This window comes from Xanthobacter tagetidis, assembly GCF_003667445.1.
GTDB classification, from domain to species: domain Bacteria; phylum Pseudomonadota; class Alphaproteobacteria; order Rhizobiales; family Xanthobacteraceae; genus Xanthobacter; species Xanthobacter tagetidis.
Genome location: NZ_RCTF01000009.1, coordinates 44,515 through 68,848, shown reverse-complemented (window position 1 = coordinate 68,848; position 24,334 = coordinate 44,515). Strand labels below are relative to the sequence as shown.

General features: G+C 69.4%; 22 protein-coding genes. 14 read left to right on the top strand and 8 right to left on the bottom strand.

Features of this window, described 5'->3' with window-relative positions; genetic code table 11:
• The first annotated feature begins 1 nt into the window (after position 1).
• The 5 genes from D9R14_RS12410 (at position 2) to D9R14_RS12390 (ending at position 6,870) form a co-directional block, all read left to right on the top strand.
• Entirely contained in the window at positions 2-2,191 is a 2,190-nt protein-coding gene (locus tag D9R14_RS12410; RefSeq protein ID WP_121623648.1) for an arylsulfatase, read from the top strand.
• Entirely contained in the window at positions 2,192-3,265 is a 1,074-nt protein-coding gene (locus D9R14_RS12405) for an Ldh family oxidoreductase (RefSeq protein ID WP_121623647.1), read from the top strand. It abuts the gene before it with no gap.
• Positions 3,266-3,499: 234 nt separating this feature from the next.
• Positions 3,500-4,702, top strand: a complete 1,203-nt coding sequence (locus D9R14_RS12400; RefSeq protein ID WP_121623646.1) for an ROK family transcriptional regulator — start codon at positions 3,500-3,502, stop codon at positions 4,700-4,702.
• A gap of 90 nt (positions 4,703-4,792) precedes the next feature.
• Entirely contained in the window at positions 4,793-5,485 is a 693-nt protein-coding gene (locus tag D9R14_RS12395; protein WP_121623645.1) for a cyclase family protein, read from the top strand.
• On the top strand, positions 5,482-6,870 hold the full coding sequence (locus tag D9R14_RS12390; protein ID WP_121623644.1) for an amidase: 1,389 nt from the start codon (positions 5,482-5,484) through the stop codon (positions 6,868-6,870). The genes D9R14_RS12395 and D9R14_RS12390 overlap by 4 nt, the downstream gene beginning before the upstream one ends.
• 72 nt (positions 6,871-6,942) lie before the next feature.
• Here D9R14_RS12390 and D9R14_RS12385 read toward each other — a convergent pair whose 3' ends face one another.
• Positions 6,943-7,500, bottom strand: coding sequence for a GAF domain-containing protein (locus tag D9R14_RS12385; protein ID WP_121623643.1), 558 nt, complete (start codon positions 7,498-7,500; stop codon positions 6,943-6,945).
• A gap of 101 nt (positions 7,501-7,601) precedes the next feature.
• On the opposite strand from D9R14_RS12385, the gene D9R14_RS12380 reads away from it, so the two are divergent.
• The 6 genes from D9R14_RS12380 to D9R14_RS12355 all read left to right on the top strand — a co-directional run bounded on the left by D9R14_RS12380 (position 7,602) and on the right by D9R14_RS12355 (position 14,339).
• Entirely contained in the window at positions 7,602-8,699 is a 1,098-nt protein-coding gene (locus D9R14_RS12380) for a mandelate racemase/muconate lactonizing enzyme family protein (protein ID WP_121623642.1), read from the top strand.
• Between the two features lie 159 nt (positions 8,700-8,858).
• Positions 8,859-9,857 (top strand): TRAP transporter substrate-binding protein, encoded by a 999-nt coding sequence (locus D9R14_RS12375; protein WP_170168595.1) that lies wholly within the window; start codon positions 8,859-8,861, stop codon positions 9,855-9,857.
• Positions 9,858-9,910: 53 nt separating this feature from the next.
• A complete protein-coding gene (locus D9R14_RS12370; RefSeq protein ID WP_121623640.1) occupies positions 9,911-10,441 on the top strand; it encodes a TRAP transporter small permease in 531 nt (176 codons plus the stop codon).
• A 12-nt stretch (positions 10,442-10,453) separates the two neighbouring features.
• Complete coding sequence (locus D9R14_RS12365; protein ID WP_121623639.1) at positions 10,454-11,734, top strand: TRAP transporter large permease; 1,281 nt, start codon at positions 10,454-10,456, stop codon at positions 11,732-11,734.
• A 174-nt stretch (positions 11,735-11,908) separates the two neighbouring features.
• The gene (locus D9R14_RS12360; protein ID WP_121623638.1) at positions 11,909-12,676 is read left to right on the top strand and encodes an MOSC domain-containing protein; all 768 of its coding nucleotides are present in this window, start codon (positions 11,909-11,911) and stop codon (positions 12,674-12,676) included.
• Between the two features lie 277 nt (positions 12,677-12,953).
• On the top strand, positions 12,954-14,339 hold the full coding sequence (locus D9R14_RS12355; protein ID WP_170168594.1) for an SLC13 family permease: 1,386 nt from the start codon (positions 12,954-12,956) through the stop codon (positions 14,337-14,339).
• A 171-nt stretch (positions 14,340-14,510) separates the two neighbouring features.
• Here the strand turns inward: D9R14_RS12355 and D9R14_RS12350 are convergent, their stop codons facing one another.
• Complete coding sequence (locus D9R14_RS12350; RefSeq protein WP_121623636.1) at positions 14,511-15,845, bottom strand: MFS transporter; 1,335 nt, start codon at positions 15,843-15,845, stop codon at positions 14,511-14,513.
• 164 nt (positions 15,846-16,009) lie between these two features.
• Here D9R14_RS12350 and D9R14_RS12345 point away from each other — a divergent pair, with 164 nt between their 5' ends.
• The 3 genes from D9R14_RS12345 (at position 16,010) to D9R14_RS12335 (ending at position 18,779) form a co-directional block, all read left to right on the top strand.
• Entirely contained in the window at positions 16,010-16,930 is a 921-nt protein-coding gene (locus D9R14_RS12345; protein WP_121623635.1) for an AraC family transcriptional regulator, read from the top strand.
• 383 nt (positions 16,931-17,313) lie between these two features.
• On the top strand, positions 17,314-17,778 hold the full coding sequence (locus D9R14_RS12340) for a DUF2147 domain-containing protein (protein ID WP_342634785.1): 465 nt from the start codon (positions 17,314-17,316) through the stop codon (positions 17,776-17,778).
• 86 nt (positions 17,779-17,864) lie between these two features.
• A complete protein-coding gene (locus D9R14_RS12335) occupies positions 17,865-18,779 on the top strand; it encodes an SDR family oxidoreductase (protein ID WP_121623633.1) in 915 nt (304 codons plus the stop codon).
• Between the two features lie 15 nt (positions 18,780-18,794).
• Here the strand turns inward: D9R14_RS12335 and D9R14_RS12330 are convergent, their stop codons facing one another.
• From D9R14_RS12330 to D9R14_RS12305, 6 genes are all read right to left on the bottom strand, one after another.
• On the bottom strand, positions 18,795-19,295 hold the full coding sequence (locus tag D9R14_RS12330; RefSeq protein WP_121623632.1) for a VOC family protein: 501 nt from the start codon (positions 19,293-19,295) through the stop codon (positions 18,795-18,797).
• A gap of 99 nt (positions 19,296-19,394) precedes the next feature.
• Complete coding sequence (locus tag D9R14_RS12325) at positions 19,395-21,386, bottom strand: nucleotidyltransferase family protein (protein WP_121623631.1); 1,992 nt, start codon at positions 21,384-21,386, stop codon at positions 19,395-19,397.
• On the bottom strand, positions 21,383-22,063 hold the full coding sequence (locus tag D9R14_RS12320; RefSeq protein WP_170168593.1) for a glycosyltransferase family 2 protein: 681 nt from the start codon (positions 22,061-22,063) through the stop codon (positions 21,383-21,385). The genes D9R14_RS12325 and D9R14_RS12320 overlap by 4 nt, the downstream gene beginning before the upstream one ends.
• 4 nt (positions 22,064-22,067) lie before the next feature.
• Positions 22,068-22,748, bottom strand: a complete 681-nt coding sequence (locus D9R14_RS12315; protein ID WP_121623629.1) for a glycosyltransferase family 2 protein — start codon at positions 22,746-22,748, stop codon at positions 22,068-22,070.
• Positions 22,745-23,767 (bottom strand): phosphoenolpyruvate carboxykinase (ATP), encoded by a 1,023-nt coding sequence (locus D9R14_RS12310; RefSeq protein ID WP_121623628.1) that lies wholly within the window; start codon positions 23,765-23,767, stop codon positions 22,745-22,747. Before D9R14_RS12310 ends, D9R14_RS12315 begins: the two co-directional genes overlap by 4 nt.
• A gap of 5 nt (positions 23,768-23,772) precedes the next feature.
• Positions 23,773-24,189: a PqqD family protein gene (locus D9R14_RS12305; RefSeq protein WP_245420786.1), complete on the bottom strand. Its 417-nt coding sequence runs from the start codon at positions 24,187-24,189 to the stop codon at positions 23,773-23,775.
• Positions 24,190-24,334: the final 145 nt, after the last annotated feature.

Sequence of the window (24,334 nt, the reverse complement as noted above, 5' to 3'; positions counted from 1 at the left end):
AATGACCGACCGAAAGACCCGCCCCAACGTGCTGTTCATCGTTCTGGACGATGTCGGCTTCTCCGATCTCGGCTGCTACGGCTCCGAGATTCCGACGCCGCACATCGACCGGATCGCTGCCGAGGGGTTGCTGTACAACAACTTCCACGTCACGGCGATGTGCTCGCCCACGCGGGCGTGTCTGCTGACCGGTCGAAACGCGCATTCCGTCGGCGTCGGCATCATCGCCGAGTGGGCCAATGGCGAGCCCGGCTATGACGGGCGGATCTATCCGAGCGCCGGAACCCTGCCCGAGGTGCTGCGGCTTTCCGGCTACAACACCATGGCCGTGGGCAAGTGGCACCTGGCCGGCACCGAGGAATACGGCGCCTCGGGACCGTTCAACAACTGGCCTTTGGGCAAGGGCTTCAACCGCTGGTATGGATTTCACGGCGCGCTCGCCGATCAATACTATCCCGAACTCTATGTGGACAACCATCCGATCCACCTCAATCCCCCTGAAGGCTACCACCTGACCGAGGATCTGGTGGATCGCTCCATCGCCATGATCCGGGATCACCACACCAGCGCGCCCGATCGTCCGTTCATGCTCTATCTGGCGCTGGGCGCGTGTCATTGGCCCCACCAGGCGCCGGCGCGCTTCATCGATGCGTTCAAGGGACGCTACGATCACGGCTGGGACGAGGTCCGGCGCGACCGCCTGGCCCGCCAGATCGAACGCGGCATCGTGCCGCCCGACACCGAGCTTGCCCCGCGCAACGACGACGTCGCGGCGTGGGATGATGTCCAGAAGGATGACGCGGTCGTTCGGCTCAGCACTCGCCTGCAGGAAGCCTATGCCGGCTTCATGACCCATACCGACCAGCATATCGGCCGGTTGCTGGACTACCTGGAGCGTCTGGAGCTTCTTGACGACACCATCGTGGTGCTGCTGTCCGACAATGGCGCGAGCCCGGAAGGCGGCGCGACCGGGGCCATCAACCTGCGCAAGCACATGGTCTACGAGCTGGACGAGCCGGCGCGCGCGCTCGCCCATATCGACAAGATCGGCGGCCCGGACGCGTACAACCACTATCCGACCGGCTGGGCGCAGGTCAGCAATACGCCGCTCAAATGGTACAAGAAGGACACCCATGGCGGGGGCGTGCGCGCACCGCTTCTGGTGCGCTGGCCCAAGGGCATCGCCGCCGATGGCGTGGGCGCGAAGGGCATGCGCGGCCAGTTCCACCACGTCATCGACGTCGCGCCGACCATTTACGAGCTGTTGGGGATCGACCCCCCCGGCACGCTCGCCGGCATCGAGCAGCAGCCGCTCCACGGCGTCAGCATGGCCTACAGCTTCGCTGCGGCCGAAGCGCCGACCACGCGCGAGACGCAGTATTTCGAGCTGCTCGGCGACCGCGCCGTGTGGCACCAGGGCTGGAAGGCGGTGACGCGCCACACGAAGGGCACGCCCACCGAGAGCGACCGGTGGGAGCTCTACCATCTGGACGCCGACTTCTCGGAGGCCCGTGATCTTGCCGCCGAACAGCCCGAACGCCTCGACAGCCTGACGCGGCTTTGGCTGCGGGAGGCGGAGAGATATTCCGTTCTGCCGCTCGATGACCGGGAATGGGAACGGGCTGCCGAGCGGATCCGCGACCAGGCGCGGGACCGGTACGACTATTTCCCGGACATGGCCCGCATCGACCGACTCATGGCGCCGGACGTGACCGGCCGCAGCTTCGCCATCGAGGCGACGTTCGAGAAGACCGCGCCGGCCCTGAACGGCGTCATCCTGGCATGGGGAAGCGGCTTCGGCGGCCTCGTCCTCTACGCGCAGGACGGGGAATTCGTCGTCGAATACGTCTTCTCGCAGGACGAGCGGGTCCGCGTCGCCATCAAGGACGATGCCCGCACCGGCCGGGGACGCATCCTCGCCTGCTTCGATCGCACGGGGGATGGCGGACTGGACCTGACGCTTTCGGGCGACGGCCTCGGCACCGCGCGGGGCACGTCGCTCAAGGCGTGGCCGACCCATGGCATGACCGCCGGGCTCTCCTGCGGGCGCGATGCAGGCCATCCGGTCAGCACCGCGTACAAGGCACCGTTCGCCATCACGGGAGGCGAGCTGATACGCGCCTCGCTCACCATCGTCTCGGAAACCGCGCGCGATCGCCGCGGCGCTCTGACTGCGTTCTCGGAGGACTGAATGACATCGGGCACCGCAGATTCGGGCCGCCGCTACGACGTCGCCACGCTGATCGCGGGCGTCTCGGCCATCTTCAAGGCTGCCGCCATGGAAGCGGAGAAGGCCGACGCGGTCGCGGAGATTCTCGTCGAGGCCGATACCATGGGGCGGCGCACCCACGGCGTGGCGCTGGCGCCGTTCTACCTTGAGGCCGCCACGAGCGGTGCGATGGCTCTGTCCGGCGCTCCGGACGTGGTTTCCGACCGCGGCGGATGCATCACCTGGCGCGGCCGCCGGCTGCCGGGTCCGTGGCTGGTGCGTCAGGCCGTGGGCCTCGCCTTGGAGCGTGTCCGCCAGCATGGTATCGCCACGGTCGCCATCTCCGATAGCCACCATATCGGCGCCCTGTCCGCCTATCTGAGGCAGGCGACCGAACAGGGGTGCATGATCCAGATCGCCTCCTCGGTGCCCTCTGTCAGGGGCGTGGCCCCATTCGGCGCGGCACAGGCCGTTCTGACGCCCAACCCCTTCGCTGCCGGGGTGCCGACCAGCGCCGACCCCATCCTCATCGACGTCAGCGCCTCCATCACCACCATCAATGCGGCAAAGCAGACCGCGAAGGCGGGGGGGCGCTTTCCGCAGCCCTGGGCCATCGAGGCGGACGGGCGGCCTACGGACGATCCGAATGCGGTGCTGGAGCGGGCCGGAACGCTGCTGCCGGCCGGCGGTCTCGACCATGGGCACAAGGGCTATGCGTGGGCCCTGATCGCGGAAGCGCTGTCCCAGGGCCTGCCCGGGTACGGCCGCGCGGACGCCCCGAAAGGCACCAGTCTTTCGGTGTTCATCCAGGTGATCGACCCCGAGGCCTTCGCGGGGCTCGAAGCCTTCGAGCGCCAGTCCGACTTCCTGGTGGATGCCTGCCGTGCCGCGAAGCCCCTGCCGGGGCACGATGCCGTGCGCGTTCCGGGCGACCGGGCGATGGACCTGCGCCGGGATGCGCTGGCCCATGGCGTTCCGCTTTCCCCTGCCGCAGCGGAAGGACTTGATACCTGGGCCGACAGGTTCGGGCTCCCGACGTTCCAGCCGGTGGCATGATACAGGCCCGGCGCGCCGGCCCCGGTTGCGCCGCCCCTCGATCAGCAGGATTGCACCGGCGGTAGCTCTTCCGCCGTTCGCCAGCCGACGGCCGCAGCCCACAGAGCGGATGCCGGCCTCTGCCTGTTTCGCTTGTCAGAACGGTGCCTCGTCGGGCATTTGCACTGGACCCTCGGATCGCGCCAAATTCACGCGGGCGGGGGCTTGGCAGACGCAGCCGAAATCGAGGTCTCGATGATCAAGCGACGGCCGGAGCCGGTCGGTGTCCAGATTCTCCGCTCCAACAACCGGACGCACATCGTCCGCGAGGTGGCGCGGCAGTCGGGCATCTCGCGCTCGGAGATCGCCAAGCGCATCAATCTCACCGAGGCCGCCGTCTCGCGCATCAGCCGCGATCTGATCGACCAGGGGCTGATTCGCGAGGTGGGCGAGATCGTCGTCTCGCGGCCCGGGCGGCGCCATATCGGGCTCGAACTCAATCCCGGCGGCGCCTATGTGCTCTCCGCCTGCCTCGCCATCTCGGAACAGACCCTCAGCCTGGTCAATCTCGCCGGCGAGGCGATCCGCACCGAACCGCTCGCCGAGGTGCTCAATCTCGACGGGCAGGCGGCGGTCGGCTTCATCGCCGCGCAGGCGCGCAAGATCCTGCGTTCGGCCCGACTTCCGCGCGAGCGGGTGCTGGGCATGGGCCTCGTGACCGCGGGAGCGGTGGACCACGGGCGCGGCACGGTTCTCGTCTCCTCCATCCGATCCCTCACCGCGCTGTCCGTCGGTCCCGCGCTGGAGCAGGCGCTGGGCATGCCGGTGCGCCTGGAGACCATCGGCAATGCGCTGAGCAGCGCCGAGGCCTACCAGCGCAAGGACCCCGAGGTCGGCCAGCCGGCGGTGGAGATGCTGATCCACGTCGCCCTCGGCCTCGGCACCAGCGTGATGATCGACGGGCGGCCGTACCGCAGCACGCAGGACGAGCGCCTGCTGGGCCACACGCCGGTGCCCGGTTCCATCGAACGCTGCGGCTGCGGCGCGGTGGGCTGCCTCACCACCCTGGCCTCCGGCCATGCGCTGCTGCGCCAGCTCTCGGTGAAGCACGCCATGCCGCCCGTGGGCGCCGAGGACGTCAGTCAGGAGATGAGCGCGATCGTCGATGCGGTGCGCCGCGCCAACGACGGCGATCCCGCCTGGGCGAGCCTGTTCCACAATGCGGGAATGGCTCTCGGCCTCCAGCTGGCGCCGGCGAGCGGCGTGCTGCCGCCGCAGCGGATCACGCTCGCCGGGCCGGTGCCGCAGGCGGGCGCCTATGCGGATGGCGTGCGTGACGGGCTCGGCGAGACGTATTCCCGCGTCAACCAGGTCCCGCCGCCGGTCCACGTGTCGCAGACCGGATACCGGCGTGCCGCCGAAATCTTCGCGCTAGCGGAATTCCTGCTCGCGGCCTGAGCCCCCTGCCCCAGATTCTCCGACGGCCCGTGCTTGCACGGCTCGCGGTTTTCCCATTTAATTGCCGTCAGCAATCAAATAGGTGGCCGCATGCAATTCATCGATCTCAGCCGTGAAATCTACCACAAGATGCCGCGGCTCCTGAACCATCCGTCCATCGTCATCACGCCCTACAGCACCCATGACGAGATCCGCGAGGCGGAGGGCGTGAAGTTCTCGTCGGCGACCCTGTCGCTCGCCATCGGCGACCATGCGGGCACCCACGTGGACGCGCCGGTGCACTTCAACGCCGACCCGGGCGCGAAGGCGATCCACGAGCTGCCGCTGGAGGATTTCTACCTCGAAGCGGTGTGCCTCGACCTCTCGCACAAGGAGCTGAAGTCGGACATCTCGATCGCCGACCTGGAGGCGGCCGAGAAGGCTGCGGGCGTGACCATCGGGCCGCGCGACATGGTGCTGCTGCACATGAACTTCTACAACCGCTGCTACGACACGCCCGGATATCTCACCGACTTCCCCGGTCTGACCAAGGAATCGGCCGAGTGGCTGGGGGCGAAGAAGATCGCCATGTTCGGCGTCGAGGCGGTGAGCCCCGGCCGGCCGGGCAAGAACAATTTCGAGGTCCACATGGTATGCCGCGACATGGGCTTCACCCATGTGGAGGGCCTCGTGAACATGGAGGCGCTGATCGGCAAGGGGCGCTTCCGCTTCATCGGCTTTCCGCTGAAGATCCGCGGCGGCACCGGCAGCCCGATCCGCGCGGTCGCGATCCTCGGTCAATGAACCCGGCCGGCGTGCTCTGGCGCCTCTCCGCCGCGGAACTCGCGGCGGCCTACGCCGCGGGCACGGCTGATCCGGTCGCGGCGCTGGAAAGCTGCCTCGGCCGGCTCGACGCGGTGAACGGCGCGCTCAATGCCGTCGTGACCCTGGATGCGGACGGCGCGCGGGCGGCGGCGGCGCAGTCGCGCGCGCGCTGGCAGCGCGGGGCGCCCCTGTCCGGCCTCGACGGGGTGCCGATCACCGTCAAGGACAATCTGTTCGTGCGCGGGCTGCGCGCCACCTGGGGCAGCCGGCTCTACTCCGACCATGTGGCTGAGGAGGACGACCTGCCCGTCGCGCGCCTCAGGGCCGTGGGCGCGATCATCATCGGCAAGACCAATACGCCCGAACTGTCGCTCGCCGGCTTCACCACCAACGATGTGTTCGGATCGACGGCCAATCCCTGGGATACGCGCCTGTCGCCCGGCGGCTCCAGCGGCGGCGCGGTGGCGGCCGTCGCGGGCGGCATCGCGCCGATCGCGATCGCGACCGATGCCGGCGGCTCCACCCGGCGGCCGGCGAGCCATGCGGGATGCGTCGGCCTCAAGGCCTCGGTGGGGCGGATCGCGCGCGGGGCGGGCTTTCCCGCTTTGACCTCCGATCTCCAGACCATCGGCGTCATCGCCCGCACGGCCGGCGACGTGCAGGCGGTGATGGCGATCATCGCCCCTGCCATCGCCCCTCCCATCGCCCCTGCCCCGCCTCAGGATGCCGCCGCGCCGCAGGTGATCGGCGCGTTCTGCGACCTGCCGGGCTGGCCGCTCGACGGCGAGGTGCGCCGCAGCTACCAGCAGGCGATCCGCCGGCTTGAAAGCCTGGGCCACCGGGTGCGGGAGATCCCGGCACCCTACGATCCGGATGAGGTCAACCGGCTCTTCGGCACCCTTGCCGCCGCCGGCGTGGCGCGCACGGTGCGCCGGTTCCCGGACTGGCGCGGCCGCGTCACCGCCCCTATCGCGGCCATGGCCGAAACCGGCCTCGGGCTCGCGGCCACCGATTATCTGGATGCGCTCGATGCCGTGCACGCCATGCGGCGGAGCCTCATGGGGGTGTTCGAGGGGCTGGACCTGCTGCTGACGCCCACCGCGGCGGCGCTGCCTTGGCCGCGCGAGGACGCCTTCCCGGCGACGATCGACGGACAGGCCGCCTCGCCCCGGGCCTCGGCCGTGTTCACGACCTTCGTCAATCTGGCGGGCTTTGCCGCCATCAGCGTCCCTGCGGCGCCGTCGGCGAGCGGCCTGCCCATCGGCATCCAGCTCATCGGCGGCGCCGGCAGCGAGGAGCGGCTGATCGGCTTGGCCGACGCCCTCGACCGCCAGAGCCCGTGGGAAAAGCTGGCGCCGCTTTAGAGCACGCGCCGATCAGCGTGCACCGCTCGCTGATCGGATACCGCGTTCTCCGTCATTAAGTTGGTGCGCGATTCAGCTCGGGGCGGTGCGCTCGGGCAGCGCGGCGAGGTCGAGCGCGGCGAGCCAGGCCGGCCCGCCCTTCGCCACCCACAGCGTCGCAGCCAGCGCCGCATAGGCCTGATGCACCATCAGGTCGCGCTCGCGGAACGTGTTCTGGGCGGCGCTCGCGCAGATCACGCAGCCGAGATAATCATTGCCCCACATGAGCGGCGCGAACATCGCCGAGCCGGCGCGGAAGGTCTGGAGGATCTTCACGAACGAGGTGTGGTGGCCGGTATTGGCGAGCAGCAGCGGCTGCTGCGTCGCCGCCACATGGCCCGGGTGGCCCAGCTCCAGAGCGACCTTCTCGTGATGCTGCTCGGCGGCGAAGTTCACCGGCGCGGTGATGAGGTGGAACCGCCGGTCGGGCGTCAGGATGAAGGCCGTGCAGGCCGTGGTCGGCTGGGCGCCGTCATTGCGTTCGAGGAACAAGGACGGCAGCGCGCGGGTCACGACCCACAGCGCCTCTTCCGGTCCCTTCGCGAAGCTCGCTTCGCGCGCCAGCCGGCCGATGCCGAGAAGTGCATCCATGTGATTGTCCAAGGGCCACCTGCTTTTCAAACCGATCCGCTATTGATTACTGTCTGTAACGAACCGCCTCGAAATGCAAGACGTGCGGTGACGGAGCGGCCATGGCCACCATCGAGCGCATCGACATCTACCCGGTCGCCATTCCGCTGCGGACGCCCATGGTTCTGGCCAGCGAGACCATCTCAGCCGCGCAGAACCTGATCGTCCGCATCGGCGACGACGAAGGCCATTGGGGCTGGGGCGAGAGCGCCAGCGCCCCCACCATGAACGGCGAACTGCTCGCCGGGATGACCGCCGCTGTCCGCCAGCGGCTGGCGCCGGCTTTGCTCGGCCAGGATTGCGACAGCCTGCCAGGGCTGGAGCAGCGGATCGATGGCGCGATCCGCGGCAATACGGGGGCCAAGGCCGCCGTCGCCATCGCCCTCACCGACCTTTTGGCGCGCCGCCGGGGGGTGCCGTTCCATGCGGTTCTCGGGCCGCGCCGCCAGGAGCGCGTGCCCCTGATCGCCATGATCGGCACCAAGGATTTCCTTGCGGAGGCCGAAAGCGCCCTCGCCGAGGGCTTCACCCACTTCAAGATCAAGGTGGGGCGGGCGGATGTGGACGCCGACGTGCGGCTGACTCAGGCGGTCCGCGCGGCGATCAGACCCGAGTCTCACCTCTCCGCCGACGCCAATATGGGCTGGAGCGTCGCGCAGGCGCAGGCCTACCTGTCGGCCGCGCGGCCTGCGCGACTCGCCTATCTGGAGCAGCCCGTGGGTGACGGCGATGCGGAGGGATTCGCCGCCCTCGCCCGCGCGGATCCCACCCCGCTCTGCCTCGACGAGGGGCTGCACGGGCTGGCCGATCTCAAGACCTATGCACGGGACAGGGCGATCGCAGGCGCCGGCCTCAAGGCGCTGAAGTTCGGTCCCTTGTCGCGCGTCGTCGCGGCCATCGACCTGATGCGCGCGCACGATCTCGTCCCCGTGGTGGCGAGCAAGATCGCCGAGACCAGCATCGGCTCGGCGGCGAGCCTGCATCTGGCGGCGCTGGCCCATGACGCCGCCTGGGGCGTCAGCCTGACCCACCGGTATCTCGCGGCCGATGTGGTCGACGTGCCGCTGCCCGCAACGGGGCTCGCGCGCATTTCCGAAGCGCCCGGCCTCGGCATCACGCCGAACCTCGGCATGATCCGCGCCCACATGCAGCCGGACTGACTAAGGCGACGCCAGACGGTGCGGATATTTTAGACGTCTGCGCAAGAAGGCTGCATTTCCCGCGCCAGGACAGCCCCCCTGCCCTATTCCGTCCTTGACGCCCCGCCCGCCCGCGCATTTGATTGCCGTCGGTATCCAAACATGACGCAGGAGCCCATTATGGACTTTAGGCACGCGATGAACGTGATTGCGGCTGCTGTCGTTACGGCGATCGCCGTGCCGTCGGCCGCGTCGGCCCAGGAGGTCACGCTGCGCTATGCCGGCACGCTGCCGGCCTCGCACCACATGACCGACGGGCAGAAGCTGTTCGCCAAGCTCGTCGCCGAGAAGACCGGCGGCCAGGTGAAGGTGGAGGTCTATCCCTCCGGCCAGCTCTACAAGGCGCACGACATCCCCACCGCGGTGGCGTCCGGCGCGCTCGACATCGGCGACAACCTCACCAATGTGTGGACCGCCGACGCCATTTCCGAACTGAACGACCTGCCCTTCCTGTTCCGCGACGCGCGGCACGCGGCCAAGGCCTGGGCGCCGGGCGGCCAGCTGTTCGAGGCCTATACCCGCAAGATGGCCAAGCGGCGCATGAAGCCGCTGGGCGTCATGTTCTTCGGCTCGCTGTTCGACTTCTCCATGCGCGACCGCGCGCTGGTGAAGCTCGAGGACTTCAAGGGCGCGAAGATCCGCAGCTACGGGGCGCTGGCCTCGGAGGCCCTGCGCATCCTCGGCGCCTCGCCGGTGACGATGGACCCCGGCGAGATGTACCTCGCGATCCAGAGCGGCACGATCGACGGCGCCATCACCGGCGTATCCTCGATCGATTCCCGCAAGCTCTGGGAGGCCGGCAAGGAAACCACCGTGGCGCAGGTCGCGTTCGGCGTGTTCGCCATGAACATGAACCTCGCCAAGTTCAATTCGCTGTCGGAGAAGAACCAGAAGGCGCTGCTGGAAGCCGGGCGCGAGGCGTTCGAATGGAGCGTCGATGAATCCATCGCCCGCGACCAGAAGAGCACCGAGTTCCTGCGCACCAAGGGCAACGTCACCATCCTCACCCCGGAGCAGAAGCAGGCGTGGGCGGCGGTTCTTGGGCCGGTCTATACGAGCTGGGGCAAGCGCGCGGATGCCGAGGACAAGGCCCTGGTGGAATGGGTGAAGGGTCTTTGAGCGGCGCGGCACGGCGGTTCGCCGCCGTGCCTCCTGCGGGGGAGGAGTGAGCGATGTTGAAGCTTTTGGACCGCGTGATCGGCTGGATATCCCTGGCCGCGGCCGTCCTGGCGATTGCCGGACTGGCGTGCGTGTTCGTCTCCGTGACCTGGGAGGTGATCGCACGCAGCGTGTTCGGACATGCCACCATATGGAGCAACGAATTCTCCATCTATGGCGTGATCGCCATCGCCTTCCTCGGCGCCGGCTACGTCCTGCGCCTGAACGGGCATCTGGAAGTTGATCTCATCACCTCGCGCCTGAGCCCGCGCCTGCGCAACGGCCTCGGCGCCGCGACCGACCTTGTGGCCGCCGTGTTCTGCGCCATGGTGCTGTGGTCCGGCATCAGCTTCGTCGAGCTGTCGCAGATTCTCGGCGCGGTCAGTGTCGGCGAACTCAGGATCCCGCTGTGGATCCCCCAATCCATCATCCCGGTATCGTTCTGCGTGCTGATGCTCGAATTCCTGGCGCGGTCGCTGGTTCGCCTCGGCCTTGTGCACCGCGAGGCGGCACCTGTTGCCGCCGATCCCGTCCTTCCTGTCTGACGGGAGCAGATTATGGCCCTCACACTGATCGTCGTCCTGCTCCTCGTTCTGGCCACCGGCATCCCCATCGGCATCGGCCTCGGGATCATCGGACTTGGGGTCGCCGTGCTGCTGGACGGTCCGCATGCTCTGTCCATGCTCGGCCCGACCCTCTACGCGGCCAACAATTCCTTCCTCATCACCGCCATCCCCCTGTTCGTGCTCATGAGCGAGATTCTGCGGCGCGCCGGCGTGACGGAAATCCTGTTCGAGGCGGTCACGCGCTGGGTCGGCCATCTGCCGGGCGGCCTCGGGGTCTCGACGGTGGTGACCAGCGCCATCGGCGCCAGCATCACCGGAAGCTCCATCGCCAACGCCGCGAGCATGGCCATGGTGGCGATGAAGCCCATGCTCGATCGCGGCTATGACCGGCGCCTGACCTTCGGCCTCATCGCCGCCTCCGGCACCCTCGGCATCCTCATCCCGCCCTCGATCCCGCTGCTGCTCTACGGCGCGATCACCGACCAGTCCGTCGGCAAGCTGTTCACCGCAGGCCTCGTGCCCGGCATCGTGCTGACGGTGATGCTGATCGCCTATGTGGTCGTGCGAGCCATCACCGATTCCAAGTACATACCGCTGCCCAAGGCCTCCTGGGCCGACCGATGGGCGCAGACCCGCTATGCCTCGGGCGCCCTGGTCCTTCCGGTCATCGTCATCGGCGGCATCTATTTCGGCATCTTCACCGCGACCGAAGCCGCCGGCATCGGCGTCCTCTATTCGCTGATCCTGACGCTGCTGATCTACCGCACCCTGAAGCTGCGGGATCTGTTCTCCGTGTTCATGGACAGCATGACCACGTCCTGCATGATCCTGTTCCTGGTGTCGTGCTCGGTGATCCTCGGCCATGCCGTGACCACGCTGCAGATCAGCCAGAGCCTGATGTCGATCATCGAGAGCTTCGATCTTTCGGCCACCATGTTCGTGCTGGCCGTGATGGTCATGCTGGTCATCCTCGGCTGCATCCTCGAGGTGATCTCCGTGATCTACATCGTGGTGCCGATCCTCTACCCGGCGATGGTGGCGCTCGACATCGACCCGATCTGGTTTGGCATCCTGTTCGTCATCAACATGGAGATCGCCCTGGTGACGCCGCCGGTGGGCATGGTGCTCTACGTCGTCACCGGCATCGCCAAGCGGCCGATATCGGAGGTCATCTCCGGTGTCATGCCCTTCATCGCGCTGCTTTTCCTCTTCCTGGGGCTCATGATCGCATTCCCGGCGATCGTGATGACGCTGCCGGAGTCCATCCGGTAGCGGCCGCCGCGCAACGTGCAGAGGCGGGGCGCGACGACCGCGCCCCGCCTTGCCGGGCGGCGGGCGCCGCGTGACGGCGCCTGCACGGCCGATCGCAAATGTGCCTGCAAATGTGCTTGAAGGTGGGGGGCGGCGGCCTCAGCTTGCTGCTCGAATGCCTGCAGCGAGGCTCGGATGCGCATCGACAGTCTGTTCCGCTACCCGGTGAAGGGCCTGTCCGCCGAGCCGTTGGCCGACGTGGCGCTGGCGCAGGGCCAGGGTTTTCCTCGCGACCGCGCCTATGCCGTAACCGACGGTTCCCTGCGGTTCGATCCCGCCGATCCGAAGCCCGCGCCCAAGATCCAGTTCCTGATGCTGGCGAAGTACGAGAGCCTCGCCCGCCTGCGCACCCGCCTCCTCCAAGCGCCGGACCGGCTGGAGGTACAAGACGGCGACGCGGCCGAGACCTTCGCGCTCGACGCGGTGGGAAGCGCCGCGCTGGCGCAGCATCTGGCGGGCGTGGTGGGTGTGCCATTGCCGGGCAACCCGGTGCTCGTGCACGCGCCGGGGCACCAGTTCACCGATGTCAGCGTGCATTCGGTGGCGCTCATGCGCTCCATCTCGCTGATCAATCTCGACACCGTCGCCGACCTGTCGCGCCATCTCTCCATGGCGCTCGACCCGATCCGATTCCGCGCCAACCTGTATTTCTCCGGCGTAGCCGCCTGGTCGGAGCTGGACTGGGTGGAGCGGCGCCTGTCGGTCGGCGATGCGGTGCTCAAGGTGGTGCGTCGAACCCGGCGCTGCGCGGCCACCAGCGTCGATCCCTCGACCGCCGTGCGCGACGTGAACCTGCCGCTCGCCATCCGTGACTATCAGGGCCACACCGACCTCGGCGTCTATGCGGAGGTGGTGAAGGGCGGGCGCATCGCGCCGGGCGATCCGATCGCCTTTCTCGACTGAGCCCGGCCCCGGAGCGCCGCCCGCACCGGCGGGTGACCCGCCGGGCCCGCGTAAGCCAGCATTGCGCGGCTGCCTGCAAGGCCCGGCAGGCCGTCGCCGGCCGTGTGCCGGACGCCGCTGCCGGATGGCCGGCGCGCACAATTTTCCTACGCCCGGCGCGACGCCGGCGGGAGGTTGCGGGTATATTCCCGGCCCAGCGATTCCCGCTTCCCGGAGTTCCCATGGCCGGCCGAATTCCCATGACGCCCGCGCCGCGGCGCAGCGTTTGGCCTGCCCGATGAGCCGGGGCACCCTCGTGTCGCCCGCGATGCTGGCGGGCCTGATCTGCGCCCTTGGGCTGGCCGGCGTTCTGGCTGGCCGGTTCGACACCACCCACCAGCTGGGCGTTCTCCTGGTGTGCGGGACGACCATGGCGCTGTTCGCCACGCGGGCCCTGCCGGAATATCTCTCCGCGCTGATGTTCTTCGTCGCCTGCATCGTCGGCGGGATCGCGCCGGCGACGACGGTACTGTCCGGATTCGCCGGGTCGGCGGTCTGGCTGGTGATCGCCGGGGCGGTCATGGGCGCGGCGCTGCGCCATACCGGCCTTGCCAAGCGGCTGGGCGAAGCGCTGGCGGGCCGCCGGCCCATGAGCTTTCCCCTGTTCCTCGCCCGTGTCGTCCTGTTTGGTGCCGGCCTGGTGTTCCTGATGCCGTCCGCCATGGGCCGCATCCTGCTGGTCATGCCCATGCTGGAGGCGACCGTCGCCGCGGCCGGCCTGGAGGCGCGCGATCGCCGCGCAGGAGCGATCGTGCTGGCGGGCATGGTCGGCACCTTCTTTCCGGCGATGGCGGTGCTTCCCGCCAACGTGCCGAACAACGTGCTCGCCGGACTGCTGGAGACGACAGGGATCGGCGCACCGTCATTCGCCGGCTATCTCGCACTCCACTACCCGGTCCTCGGCCTCGCGAAGCTTGCGCTGATCATCGCCATGCTGGCGTTCACCTACCGGCGCGAGCCGGCAATGCCCGGCCGGCAGGCCGCGCCGCGCCGCCTCCCCTTCGCAGCCGGGGAGATCCGGCTCCTTGTCGTCCTGACCATCACCATCCTCGCCTGGCTGAGCGATGCCTGGCATCACGTCTCGCCCGCCTGGGTCGGCATGGCAGCCGCGGTGGTCTGCCTTTGGCCGAGCGCGGGCCTGATGCCGGAGAAGGGCCTGGGCGCGGTCAACCTCGATCCGATCTTCTATGTCGCGGCCGTCGTCGGCGTCGGTGCGGTTCTGGAGGCGTCCGGCATCGGCCACGAGCTGGCGGCACTGACCGGACGGCTGGTCGCCTGGGGGGGAAGCGATCCCGCCGTGACGGTCCTGATCCTGATGGCCATCGCGACCGCGCTCGGCCTCCTCGTCACCATCGTCGCGGTCCCGGCGATCCTGACGCCGATCGCTCCGGGGGTCGCGGCGATGACCGGGCTGCCCGTGGAAACCGTGGCGATGACGCAGGTGGTGGGCTTCTCGACGGTGTTCCTGCCCTATCAGGCGCCTCCGCTGGCGGTTGCGATGCAGGTCAATCCCGGCATTGGCCGGCTGCTGGTCGGCTTCTGCTTCCGGCTCGCCATCCTCTCCGTGTTCATCATCTGGCCGCTCAACCTGTTGTGGTGGCGCGTCATCGGATGGCTGCCCTAAGGCCGCATCCGCCGGCCGCGCGTCATCGCGTTCAAGCGGATGCGGCCACCAAAGGGGCCCGGTTGCGGGGGCTTGCCTTCGGTGGCCGCTCTGGCCGCCATCGCCTTGCGGCATCGGGCGGCCTCCATCGGATCAGCGGGAACGGGGGCGATATTCCCTGATCCGATCTCGCTATGCCGGGATCATGTGCTCGGGCTGCCGCAGCACCCCCGCCACGCGCCGGTTTGCGACCAGCAACGCAGCGCCGGTCAAGAGGCTCGCGATCGGCACCATCAGCAATCCCAGCGCCAGCCCATTGGGCAGGTCCGCCGCGGTCGCGGCATCGCTGACGAGACCGACGATCAGCGGACCGAGCGCGGGGCCGAGCAATCCGGAGCCGACCATCACCAGGCTCGTCGCCATCCCTTCGCGCCCTTTGCCGGCCAGAAGATGGGCGGTGCCGAAGCCCCAGGGCAGCATGAACGAGAAGGACAGCATGGTCGGCACCATCAGCAGCACCGAGACCCATCCCACCGGGGCGAACCACGCTCCGGCCGCGCTGATGCTTGCGACCAGGAACAGCAGGCCGGGCGGCCCGAGCACCCGGCCGGTGCCCGAGGCCACCGCGCGATCGAAACCGCGCCCGCCGACCAGCGCGCCGAGGATGCCCATGAGCCCCTGAAGCAGCCCGAAGGCGAGCCCCGCTTCACTGGCGGTGAATCCATAAGTGCGGATCAGAAACGGCGCGGCGAAGGCATAGAACGGGCCGGCGGCGAAACTGGCGAGGATCGCGCCGATGAACAGCCAGCGGAAACCTTCCGACTTCAGGAGATGAAGGCTCGACCGCAGGAAGGGCTCGCGGCCCGCGGTCGGCGCCGCGAGCGGCGGGGTGGACCCGACCGCGGCGAAGGTGAGCACGGCGATCCCCGCGCCGATGACGCCGGCGCCGATAAAAGCGGTGCGCCAGCCGAACGCGTCGCTGATCGCCCCGCCGGCGGCGAAGCCCACCATGGTGCCGATCGGAATGCCCAGGGCGAACAGGCCGATCGCCAGGCCGCGGCGCTCCGGCCTGATCCTGCGGGCGATGATGGCATGTCCCGCCGGTGTCGCGCCGGCTTCGCCGAAGGCGACGCCGAACCGCGAGAGGCCCAGCATCAGGAAGCTAGCGGCAAGCCCGCCGAACGCGGTCATCGCGCTCCAGGCGAGAATGCAGGCGACGAGGACGAGGCGCGGCGAGCCGCGGTCGGCCATGCGCGCGAGCGGCAGCGACAGCAGCGAATAGCAGACCGCGAAGGCGACACCCGTGAGCAGGCCGACCTGCGTGTCGCTCAGGCGGAGTTCCGACTTGATCGCCTCCGCCATGATGAATGGCATGATCCGGTCGACCTGCGAGATGGCACTGACAAGAAATAAGGCGCCCAGAAGGACAACAACGCGCCATCCCTCCACGTATTCATCACGTACAGCGATGAACAGCGGCTCATTTCTCGGACCATTTTGAATTGATCTGGCAGAAAAATCTGTCATACTTGAATGGCTCCGGGCTTGGATTGGCAGCATCAAGCTAGGCGGAGCGAGGACTGATCCGAATGCCGGAAACCTCAATAAAATTGCCTGATCCTATAAATGACGTTACGTTACATCCTGTGGGGCATGGGGAGCGCTGGCTGCAAGCCAAACAGGAGCATAGCGTGTCATCATCGCTTCTTGAGACGGTCACCGCCTATGTCGAGAGCAAGGGCGGCGGCCAGGGCCTTTTTCCCACCGCCATGGAAGGCGTCAACGTCATCCGCTCCTTCCAGGAGATGATGCCGCACAGGAAGATCTACCGTCCTTCCCTCTGCGTCGTCCTGAAAGGCGCCAAGCAGATTCTCTTCGGCGAGGACACGCTCGACTATGGCGAGATGCAGTGCCTCGTGGTGAGCATGGAGCTGCCGGCGAGCGGGCGGATCGTGAAGGCCGCACCCGACGAGCCGTTTCTCGGCGTCACCATCGATTTCGACGTGTCCGTGATCCACGAGCTCTTGCGCGAGATGGACGGGCTCACCCCGTCCCAGGGCGCCAGGCCCTGCGTGTTCGTGGCCGACGTGGACGAGCCCCTGTCCGACTGCATCCAGCGCCTCGTGCGGATGGCGGACAATCCGAAATCCGTTCCGATCCTCTATCCCTCGGTCATGCGCGAAATCTACTACTGGCTGCTGAGCGGCCCGCACGGCGGCGAAATCTGCAAGCTCGCCCTGCCGGAATCGAGCACCGAGCGGGTGGTGAAGGCGATCCAGCTGCTGCGGTCCAATTTCACGCAGACGCTGCGGGTGGAGCAGCTGGCCGAGGCCGCGCGCATGAGCGCCTCCTCCTTCCACCAGCATTTCAAGGCGCTGACCTCCATGTCGCCGCTGCAATACCAGAAGCAGCTCCGCCTGCTTGAAGCGCGGCGCCTGATGATCTCCGCGGCCGCCACCGTCGCCGAAGCCGCCTATCAGGTCGGCTATGAAAGCGCCTCGCAGTTCAGCCGGGAATATTCGCGCACGTTCGGCGTCGCGCCGAAGCGCGACGTGATGAACCAGCATCGCCTCTACCGGTCGCTGACCGGCCGCGAACTGCCGACCGTTTAGCGCCGGTTCGGAAACGCCAAGTAGGGCGCCTTTCACAGCGCCGCGCGTCCTCTCAGCGGTCGTGGCCGGGCTTGGCCGGGACAAGCCCGGCCATGACGGCGAAACTGCGTCGCCCCCCGATCTTGAGTGGCCTCCAAACCAGCTCCTAGGCGCCGCGCCAGCGACCGTCGGCGCGGAATCCGGCGCGCCGGCGGCGCCGCGCAATTTGCAGGATCGGGCAAGTTGTTCGCGCTTTCCGACATTCGCCTCCCGGCCACCGCCGCGTAGCGTCGCGGTGCAAGGTCGGGGGACGGGACCGGCGCGGCGCTTTCCCCCGCGGGGCGGGAGAAGAGGGCTCCGCCGGTCGCCGCACCCCGGCCGTCGGAAAGGATCGCACTATGCTCATGTCCGCAAGGAACAGCCTGCTGGCCGCCACGCTCGCGGCCGGGCTCACGGGTCTGCCGGTCGCCGGCGCGCTGGCGCAGGCCGCCGGGCCCGGCGAGATCGTCGGCGTCTGGGAAACCGAGAACCGCCAACTCAAGCTTGAAATGTTCGATGCCGGCGGCACCTATGCCGCCCGCGTCATCTATGGCGCGCGCCTGATGGAGGCGGACGGGCAGACCTTCAAGAAGGACGCCCAGAACCCCGATCCCGCGCTCCGCGACCGCTCGCTCCAGGGCATCGTGTTCCTGAGCAGCCTCAAATGGAACGCCGCCGAAGGCCGCTGGGACGACGGTGCCGTCTATGATGCCCAGTCCGGCCGGACCCTGTCCGCCCAGGTGACGCTGGTCGGCGGGAAGATGGAGTTGCGCGGCTATATGGGCACGCCCCTGCTCGGCCAGACCGTGGTTCTCCAGCGCACCCGCTGAGACCGCCCCCTTCCACGCTCGCAGAAATAGGCAACGCGCCCGAGCGCTTCACACGGCGCTCGGGCGGCCGGAAGGCTTGAGGATCAATGACCCACTGGACCACCAAGGACATCCCGCTCCAGCACGGCCGCACCGCCGTCGTGACCGGAACCGGCGGACTCGGATTTGAGGATGCGCTGGCCCTCGCCCGCGCCGGGGCGCGCGTGGTGATCGCCGGGCGCAGTCACGCCAAGGGGGCGCAGGCCGTCGCGGCCATTGCGGCGCAGGTCGAGGGCGCGCAGGTGCGCTTCGCGGAGATGGACCTTGCGCGCCTTGAATCCGTCTCCGCCTTCGCCGCGCGGCTCGCCGACCACGAGGACAGGCTGGACCTTCTCATCAACAATGCCGCTGTCATGACCCCTCCGGTGCGCGGCGAGACCCGCGACGGGTTCGAGCTGCAGTTCGGCACGAACTATCTCGGCCATTTCGCGCTCACCGCCCATCTGCTGCCGCTGCTGAGGAAGGGCGGCAGCGCGCGCGTCGTCACGCTCGGCAGCATCGCGGCCCGCCGCGGCAAGATCGACTTCGACGATCTCCAGGGCCTGCGGGCCTACCATGCGTTCGCGCTCTACGGCCAGTCAAAGCTCGCCTGCATCATGTTCGCCTTCGAGCTGAGCCGGCGCAGCAGAGCAGCGGGTTGGGGCGTGGAAAGCTTGGCGGCGCATCCCGGACTGACGCGCACCGATTTGATCGCCAATTCCGCTCCGCCGGGCAGCATCCGGGTGCGCATTCGCCGCAACCTGCCGTTCCTGTTTCAGCCGGCCTGGCAGGGCGCCTTGCCCACGCTCTTCGCGGCCACCGACCCGGCGGCGCGGGATGGCGGCCATTACGGGCCGCACCGGCTCGCCGGCGTGCGCGGCTATCCCACCGAAGAGGCGCCGCCGCCGCAGGCGCTGGATGGCGCCGTCGCCGCGCGGCTGTGGGAGGTGTCGCAGGAGCTGGCCGGGGTGGCCTTCCCCTGAACCGGTCCCGCGCGATCAACCGCGCCGGGCCGCCGCGATGGCGGCGACATCGATCTTGCGCATCGTCATCATCGCCTCGAACGCCCGCTTGGCTTCCGCGCCGCCCGCCATCATGGCCTCGATCAGGACGCGCGGCGTGATCTGCCAGGAGATGCCCCACCGGTCGCGGCACCAGCCGCAGGCGCTCTCCTGCCCGCCATTGCCGACGATGGCGTTCCAGTAGCGGTCGGTCTCCTCCTGGTCGTCGGTGGCGATCTGGAACGAAAACGCCTCGCTGTGCCGGAAGGCCGGACCGCCATTGAGGCCGAGGCACGGGATGCCGGCGACCGTGAACTCAACGGTGAGCACGTCGCCCGCCTTGCCGGAGGGATAGTCGCTTGGCGCGAGATGGACCGCCCCCATCACGCTGTCCGGGAAGGTGGCGGTGTAGAAGCGCGCCGCCGCCTCCGCGTCCCGCTCGAACCAGAGGCAGATGGTGTTCTTGGCGACGGCAGGGGTATGGGCAGTGGTGGACATGGTCTTCCTCCAGGGTCGATGTGTCGCCCCGAGGACGCGCGGGGCCGTGCCGGGCCGACAGCGCGCCCGCTTTTTCCCGGCCGGCGCCCGGCTCCCCTCTCAGCCGCGCCGCCTGCCCAAGGCGGAGGACAGGCGGTCGGCCAAGGCTTTCACCCCCCAGCGGTGGCCGCGCACGGGGGAAAGCGCGGCCACCAGCGCGCCCACGCGGCGGGTGTCCGCGGAGCCGCAGTGATCGGCCGGCACCGTGGGATGGGCGATGCGCAGGCGGATCTCCACGTACGCGCCGCCCGCGATCCCGTCCGGCAGTTCGACATCGAACGTCGCGCCCTGGAAGCTGCCCGCCTGGATCGGGCGGGCCTTGCGCGGGAGGACGATGTCCCGGCAGGTCGTGCCGTTCACCGCCACCGTGATCGCCTGCCTGACCCCGGCCGCGCAGAACACCATCGGCACCTCAAAGCGGATGGCGCGCACCGCCTTGCCCGCAGGCAGGCGGACGTGCACCACCGCCTCCTCCCCCACGGTCCAGCGGCCGCGCTCCCCAGCGGCGCCCCAGCCGGACCAGGCGACGAGATCGGCGCCCGGATCCCTGAGCGCCAGCCTGGTCTCGATCACCGGCGCCGCCTCAGGACACGTCATCGCCATCTGGCTCAGGAGCAGGCCGATCCGGCGATGGTCGAGGCCCAGGCGGCGGCGCTCGGCGCCGCTCATCAGCGCATCGAAGCGGATGGCGACGACGACCACGGGGACGCCGTCCCAATCGAGCACCCGCCCCTCGACGGTCCGGGAACCGCCGTCCCTGTCGCTCGCGACAAAGGACCAGTGCGCCACACCGGCGCCGGCCCAGGCGCGGGCATTGAGCCGCGGGATCTGCGTGGCGAGGTAGGGCTGCAGCCACAGGCGCAGAGCCACGGTCTCGCCGATCCGCGATCGCGGCGCGCGGAAGGCGAGGATGGCGGTGCCGCCGTCGCTCCAGCGCCCATCCCCCGCCGGGACCGACCAGCCGTCCACCATGGAAGCGCCGACGCCGGTGCGGCACAGATCGATGGCCTCATAGCCCAGTTCGGCGAGGCGCGAGGGATCGCCGACCAGCGCCTTGACCCGCTCCATCGCGAGGTCCAGGGACGCAAGGGCCTGATCGGCCGCCGCCTCGGCGTCGCTGGACGGTGGGCGGGATCTGAGGGCTGCGACCACGTCGTCGGCGAAATCGGCCCCATCGGGCAGCGGGCGGGCGGTGATCGCGGACACCTCGCGCAGCGCCGCTACGGCCCAGGCCTCCAGGCCGTAGCGGCGGCAGAGGTCATGGAACAGCGGCCAGTCCCACGCGTCGGGCGCGCCGGCCTCCAGCAGCAGCGCGGCCTCCGCCACCCAGTCGTAGCGCTGCATGACGGTGTCGTGGAAGGCATGGGCCAGCAGCACGAACAGGTGGTCGGCAAGGCCGCTCACCGCCACCGGCCGTCCGTCGAACCGCGCCGCGACGGCGCGCGCCCGCAGCCCTTCGCTGTGGCGCGGGTCGGCGATGGCCTCCGCCGCGCGCCAATGCAGGTCGATCTGCGTTCCGCCCCGCGTGGAGCCGTCGGCACCGGCACTCACGAGGCCGACGGCGTGGAACCGGTCGAGGTCGTCGTCGGAGAGCTGCGAGCCCCGCGCGCCGGTCCAGCCCGCGCCGATCAGCGCATCCAGCGCCGCGCGCGCCTGCCCGGGCGGCACCAGCAGGTCGAAGTCGCCCATGGGGCGGGTTTCCACCGCCTTGGGCCAGCGCACCAGCAGCGCCGCGCCCTTGATGAGCATCACCGGAATGTCGGCGGCGCTGAGCGCGTCGAGCGCGCGGGCGAGCGCACGCTGGCGCATCATGCCAGTGAGCCAGATCAGCTTCGCCTGGCCCTTGAGCCAGGGCAGGATCGGATCGTCGATCCCCTCCCGGCGCAGGTTCGCCAGCAGCAGCGGCATCAACCGCAGCTCGCGGCCATGCATGTCGGCGGGGCTGGCGAACGGGCGCCAGGCGGCGAAGGCGTCGCGCGCGGCGGCGCCGCTGCCGAGGCAGGCGACGAGGAGGGCACGCTCCCTTTGCGTGAGGCCGAGGGCTTGCGTCACGAGCGGGCTCCGCGCTTCGCGTCGATGAGCGCCTTCATGATGCCGAGATAGTCCTCGCGCTGCCGGGGCCGCTCACGCCGGCCCATGTTGGCGCCATGGATGCGCCGCAGCAGGACGAGGTGGTCGAGCATGCGCCAGTGGAACCCGGCGATGCAGGCCTGGGCGTACCAAGCGATGAAGTCGGCGAAGAGCCGGGTTTCGTTGAAGGACCCGAGCCGCTCGAACGCGGCGCGCCGCAGCAGCATCGTCCCTTTCACGAAGCCGGGCTCCGCCGCGGTGCCGATGCGCAGGCCGGCCCGCTCCTGCTCGGGCAGATCGGGGCTGGCGAATGGGGCCATATGGCCGAACACGGCGTCCAGCTCCGGCTCCGCCGCGAGCGCGGCGGTCTGCGCGGCGAGCTTGCCCGGGCACCACAGGTCGTCCGCATCGAGGAAGGCGAGGACATCGCCGCTCGCCTGTGCGGCGGCGGCGTTGAGCGCGGCGCCGACCCCCTGGTTCGCCTGCCGCAGCAGCGTGACGCCGCCGATCGCCCCGGCGACGTCCGCGCTGGCGTCTGTGGAGCCGTCGTCGACCACGATCAGCTCGGCCGGCGCCGGGTCCTGATCCAGGGCCGAGCGGATCGCCTCGCCGATATAGGCTTGCGCATTCCAGCAGGCGATGAGCACCGAGACGCGCATGGGCTCAGCCCCCGCTGCGGCGGCGGCGGATGGCGGACCACATGGCTTCCAGCATCGGCGCCTGCCCGAGCGCCGCCGCGCGCGAGCGGTTGCCGCCATGCTGGCGGTAGACCAGCGTCACCGCATCGACCTCGGTCAGGACCGCGCCGGCATCCCGCACGCGGAGATAGAAATCGAGGTCCTCCGCCCGGTCGCGCGCGGGATCGAGCCCGCTTAGCGCTTGCCACAGCCGGCGCCGGATCAGCGAGGCGTGCAGCAGGAACGGTACCGCCGTGCCGTCTGCCTGCCGCAGGCGCAGGTCGGGAACCGCGCCCGCCATCTCTTCGAGACGGAAGCGTCCATAGGCATAGTCGGTGTCAGGCGCCCGTTCGACGGCGGCGAGAAGCGCGGCGGTGCGCTCCGGCGGCCAGAGATCGTCGTGGTCGAGGAAGGCGAGCCATTCGCCCGTGGCGCGGGCGACACCGATATTGCGCGCCGCCGCCGGGCCGCCGCGCGCGGTGCGGATCAGGATCGCCGCCGGATCGGCCTTGGTGACGATCTCGGCGGTGCCGTCGTCCGAGCCGTCATCCACGACGATCACTTCGCGGACCGGGACGCTCTGGGCGCGGATGCTCGCGAGCGCTTCGGCGATAAGGGCCGCGCCGTTATGGACCGGAACGATGGCGCTGATGGACGCTCCGCTCATGCCAGCTCCCCGGCAAGCGCATCGAGGGCCGGGGCGAAGTCCGCGCCGGGATCGAAGCGGCGCGGGCGCAGCATCGCCAGAAGGCGCATCACCTTGGCCGTGCGCGCGGCCTCGTAGCCGGGCGTCGCCACCAGGGTGTTGGCCATCAGGGTCGAGAGAACCGCGGTGCGGGTGGCAGGCCCGAACTGCGGCGCCTGCGCGCCGCGCCGGTCGAGCAGCAGCACCGCCTTCAGCGCCGCGCCGCCGAGGGCGCCGCCGCCCCCCTGCCCGCCGCCCAGCACCAGTTCGTGCCGCCGCTCGCCCAGTTCCTGCGAGACCTCGCGCAGCACCGCGCCGATCCAGGGAAAGCGTGCCGCCATGTCGTCGCGCAGCCGCGCGGTGGCGAACAGCGACGCCACTTCGGGCACGTCGGTGCGCAGCAGCACATAATCGTCGCCGGAATAGCGCCAGCCGGCCTTGAGCGCCGCCAGCGAGAGCGTCGTCTTGCCGGCGCGGCCGGGGCCGGTGAGCATCACGGCACCGCCGTCCCGCGCGATGGCCGCGGCGTGCACCGCGATCCAGGGCGTGGCGTCCAGCATCACCTGGATGATCGGCAAAAAGGGGCGCGAGCGCTCCCAGGCCGGGATCGCCGCCGCGTCCTCCACCCAGTAGAGCGCCTGGCGGCGTTCCAGGTCCACGGCATAGAGCGTGGGGGCATGGCGGCCCATCCACAGCACATAGGCCTCAGCCCCGGCGCCGAGCCGCATGTCGCCGCCCCGCTCCGCCGGCACCAGCGAAGGAACCGGCGTACCGCCGCTGCCGCTCGCGACGGTGATCCGCCAGACGCCCGCGTCATCCGCAGGATCGGCCGCCGCCGGCGTCGCGCCAGCGAACGCGCGAGCGAACGCGGCCGCAAGCTCGGGCGTCGCAAAATCGATGCGCAGGCGCAGCGGCCCGGCGGCGGCCGCGATACCATGCGCGATGCCGGACGCGATGCCGGCCGTCGTCTCCGCAATGGCGCGGCGAACGGCGCAGTCCATGGGGGTCAGGAGGCCGGCGCGTCTGGCATCACCGGCCACCCGGCTTCTGCGACGTCGTGGATCGGGTCGACCAGCAGAAGGCCCTGGAGGTCGTCGAACCGCTCCACGGAGGGCGCCTCGAAGGTGCCGCACGCCAGCGCCGCCGCTGCGGCCTCAAGGCCTTCCGCCGGCTCCAGCAGCCCGTCGGCCTGGAATTGCGCGATCAGTGCGCCGATGGCCGCCTCGATGCTCGCCGCATCGCCGCTGAAGGCGGCCGCGATCTGGCGCCCGGAATGGCCGGCGGAGAGCTTCTCCCACAGGACCGGCGCGGAGCCGCCGAGGCTGTAGAACAGGCCGGTGTCGAGATTGGCCACCACCATCTCGTCCCCGAAATCCTTGAAGATGATGCCGGGGCCCGCCGGACGAAACACGCGATCGAGCACCCGAACTCTCCTAAGCCCATGTTTTAAGGTGGCTATTAGCTTCGCAAGTCAGGTCTCCCTGCAAGCCTGGCTTGTCAATTACGCACACCCTTCCACCCTGCAAACTAGCGCATGACACCGCGCGGGCAAATGCACACTTTATCCT

Excerpts from the sequence above, each read along its gene's own strand:
- D9R14_RS12400 (WP_121623646.1), top strand. The coding sequence starts at position 3,500 with ATGATCAAGCGACGGCCGGAGCCGGTCGGTGTCCAGATTCTCCGCTCC.
- D9R14_RS12370 (WP_121623640.1), top strand. The coding sequence starts at position 9,911 with ATGTTGAAGCTTTTGGACCGCGTGATCGGCTGGATATCCCTGGCCGCG.
- D9R14_RS12405 (WP_121623647.1), top strand. The coding sequence starts at position 2,192 with ATGACATCGGGCACCGCAGATTCGGGCCGCCGCTACGACGTCGCCACG.
- D9R14_RS12390 (WP_121623644.1), top strand. The coding sequence starts at position 5,482 with ATGAACCCGGCCGGCGTGCTCTGGCGCCTCTCCGCCGCGGAACTCGCG.
- D9R14_RS12350 (WP_121623636.1), bottom strand. The coding sequence starts at position 15,845 with ATGACAGATTTTTCTGCCAGATCAATTCAAAATGGTCCGAGAAATGAG.
- D9R14_RS12410 (WP_121623648.1), top strand. The coding sequence starts at position 2 with ATGACCGACCGAAAGACCCGCCCCAACGTGCTGTTCATCGTTCTGGAC.
- D9R14_RS12365 (WP_121623639.1), top strand. The coding sequence starts at position 10,454 with ATGGCCCTCACACTGATCGTCGTCCTGCTCCTCGTTCTGGCCACCGGC.
- D9R14_RS12360 (WP_121623638.1), top strand. The coding sequence starts at position 11,909 with ATGCGCATCGACAGTCTGTTCCGCTACCCGGTGAAGGGCCTGTCCGCC.
- D9R14_RS12355 (WP_170168594.1), top strand. The coding sequence starts at position 12,954 with ATGAGCCGGGGCACCCTCGTGTCGCCCGCGATGCTGGCGGGCCTGATC.
- D9R14_RS12310 (WP_121623628.1), bottom strand. The coding sequence starts at position 23,767 with ATGGACTGCGCCGTTCGCCGCGCCATTGCGGAGACGACGGCCGGCATC.
- D9R14_RS12375 (WP_170168595.1), top strand. The coding sequence starts at position 8,859 with ATGGACTTTAGGCACGCGATGAACGTGATTGCGGCTGCTGTCGTTACG.
- D9R14_RS12320 (WP_170168593.1), bottom strand. The coding sequence starts at position 22,063 with ATGCGCGTCTCGGTGCTCATCGCCTGCTGGAATGCGCAAGCCTATATC.
- D9R14_RS12340 (WP_342634785.1), top strand. The coding sequence starts at position 17,314 with ATGTCCGCAAGGAACAGCCTGCTGGCCGCCACGCTCGCGGCCGGGCTC.
- D9R14_RS12380 (WP_121623642.1), top strand. The coding sequence starts at position 7,602 with ATGGCCACCATCGAGCGCATCGACATCTACCCGGTCGCCATTCCGCTG.
- D9R14_RS12315 (WP_121623629.1), bottom strand. The coding sequence starts at position 22,748 with ATGAGCGGAGCGTCCATCAGCGCCATCGTTCCGGTCCATAACGGCGCG.
- D9R14_RS12335 (WP_121623633.1), top strand. The coding sequence starts at position 17,865 with ATGACCCACTGGACCACCAAGGACATCCCGCTCCAGCACGGCCGCACC.
- D9R14_RS12395 (WP_121623645.1), top strand. The coding sequence starts at position 4,793 with ATGCAATTCATCGATCTCAGCCGTGAAATCTACCACAAGATGCCGCGG.
- D9R14_RS12330 (WP_121623632.1), bottom strand. The coding sequence starts at position 19,295 with ATGTCCACCACTGCCCATACCCCTGCCGTCGCCAAGAACACCATCTGC.
- D9R14_RS12385 (WP_121623643.1), bottom strand. The coding sequence starts at position 7,500 with ATGGATGCACTTCTCGGCATCGGCCGGCTGGCGCGCGAAGCGAGCTTC.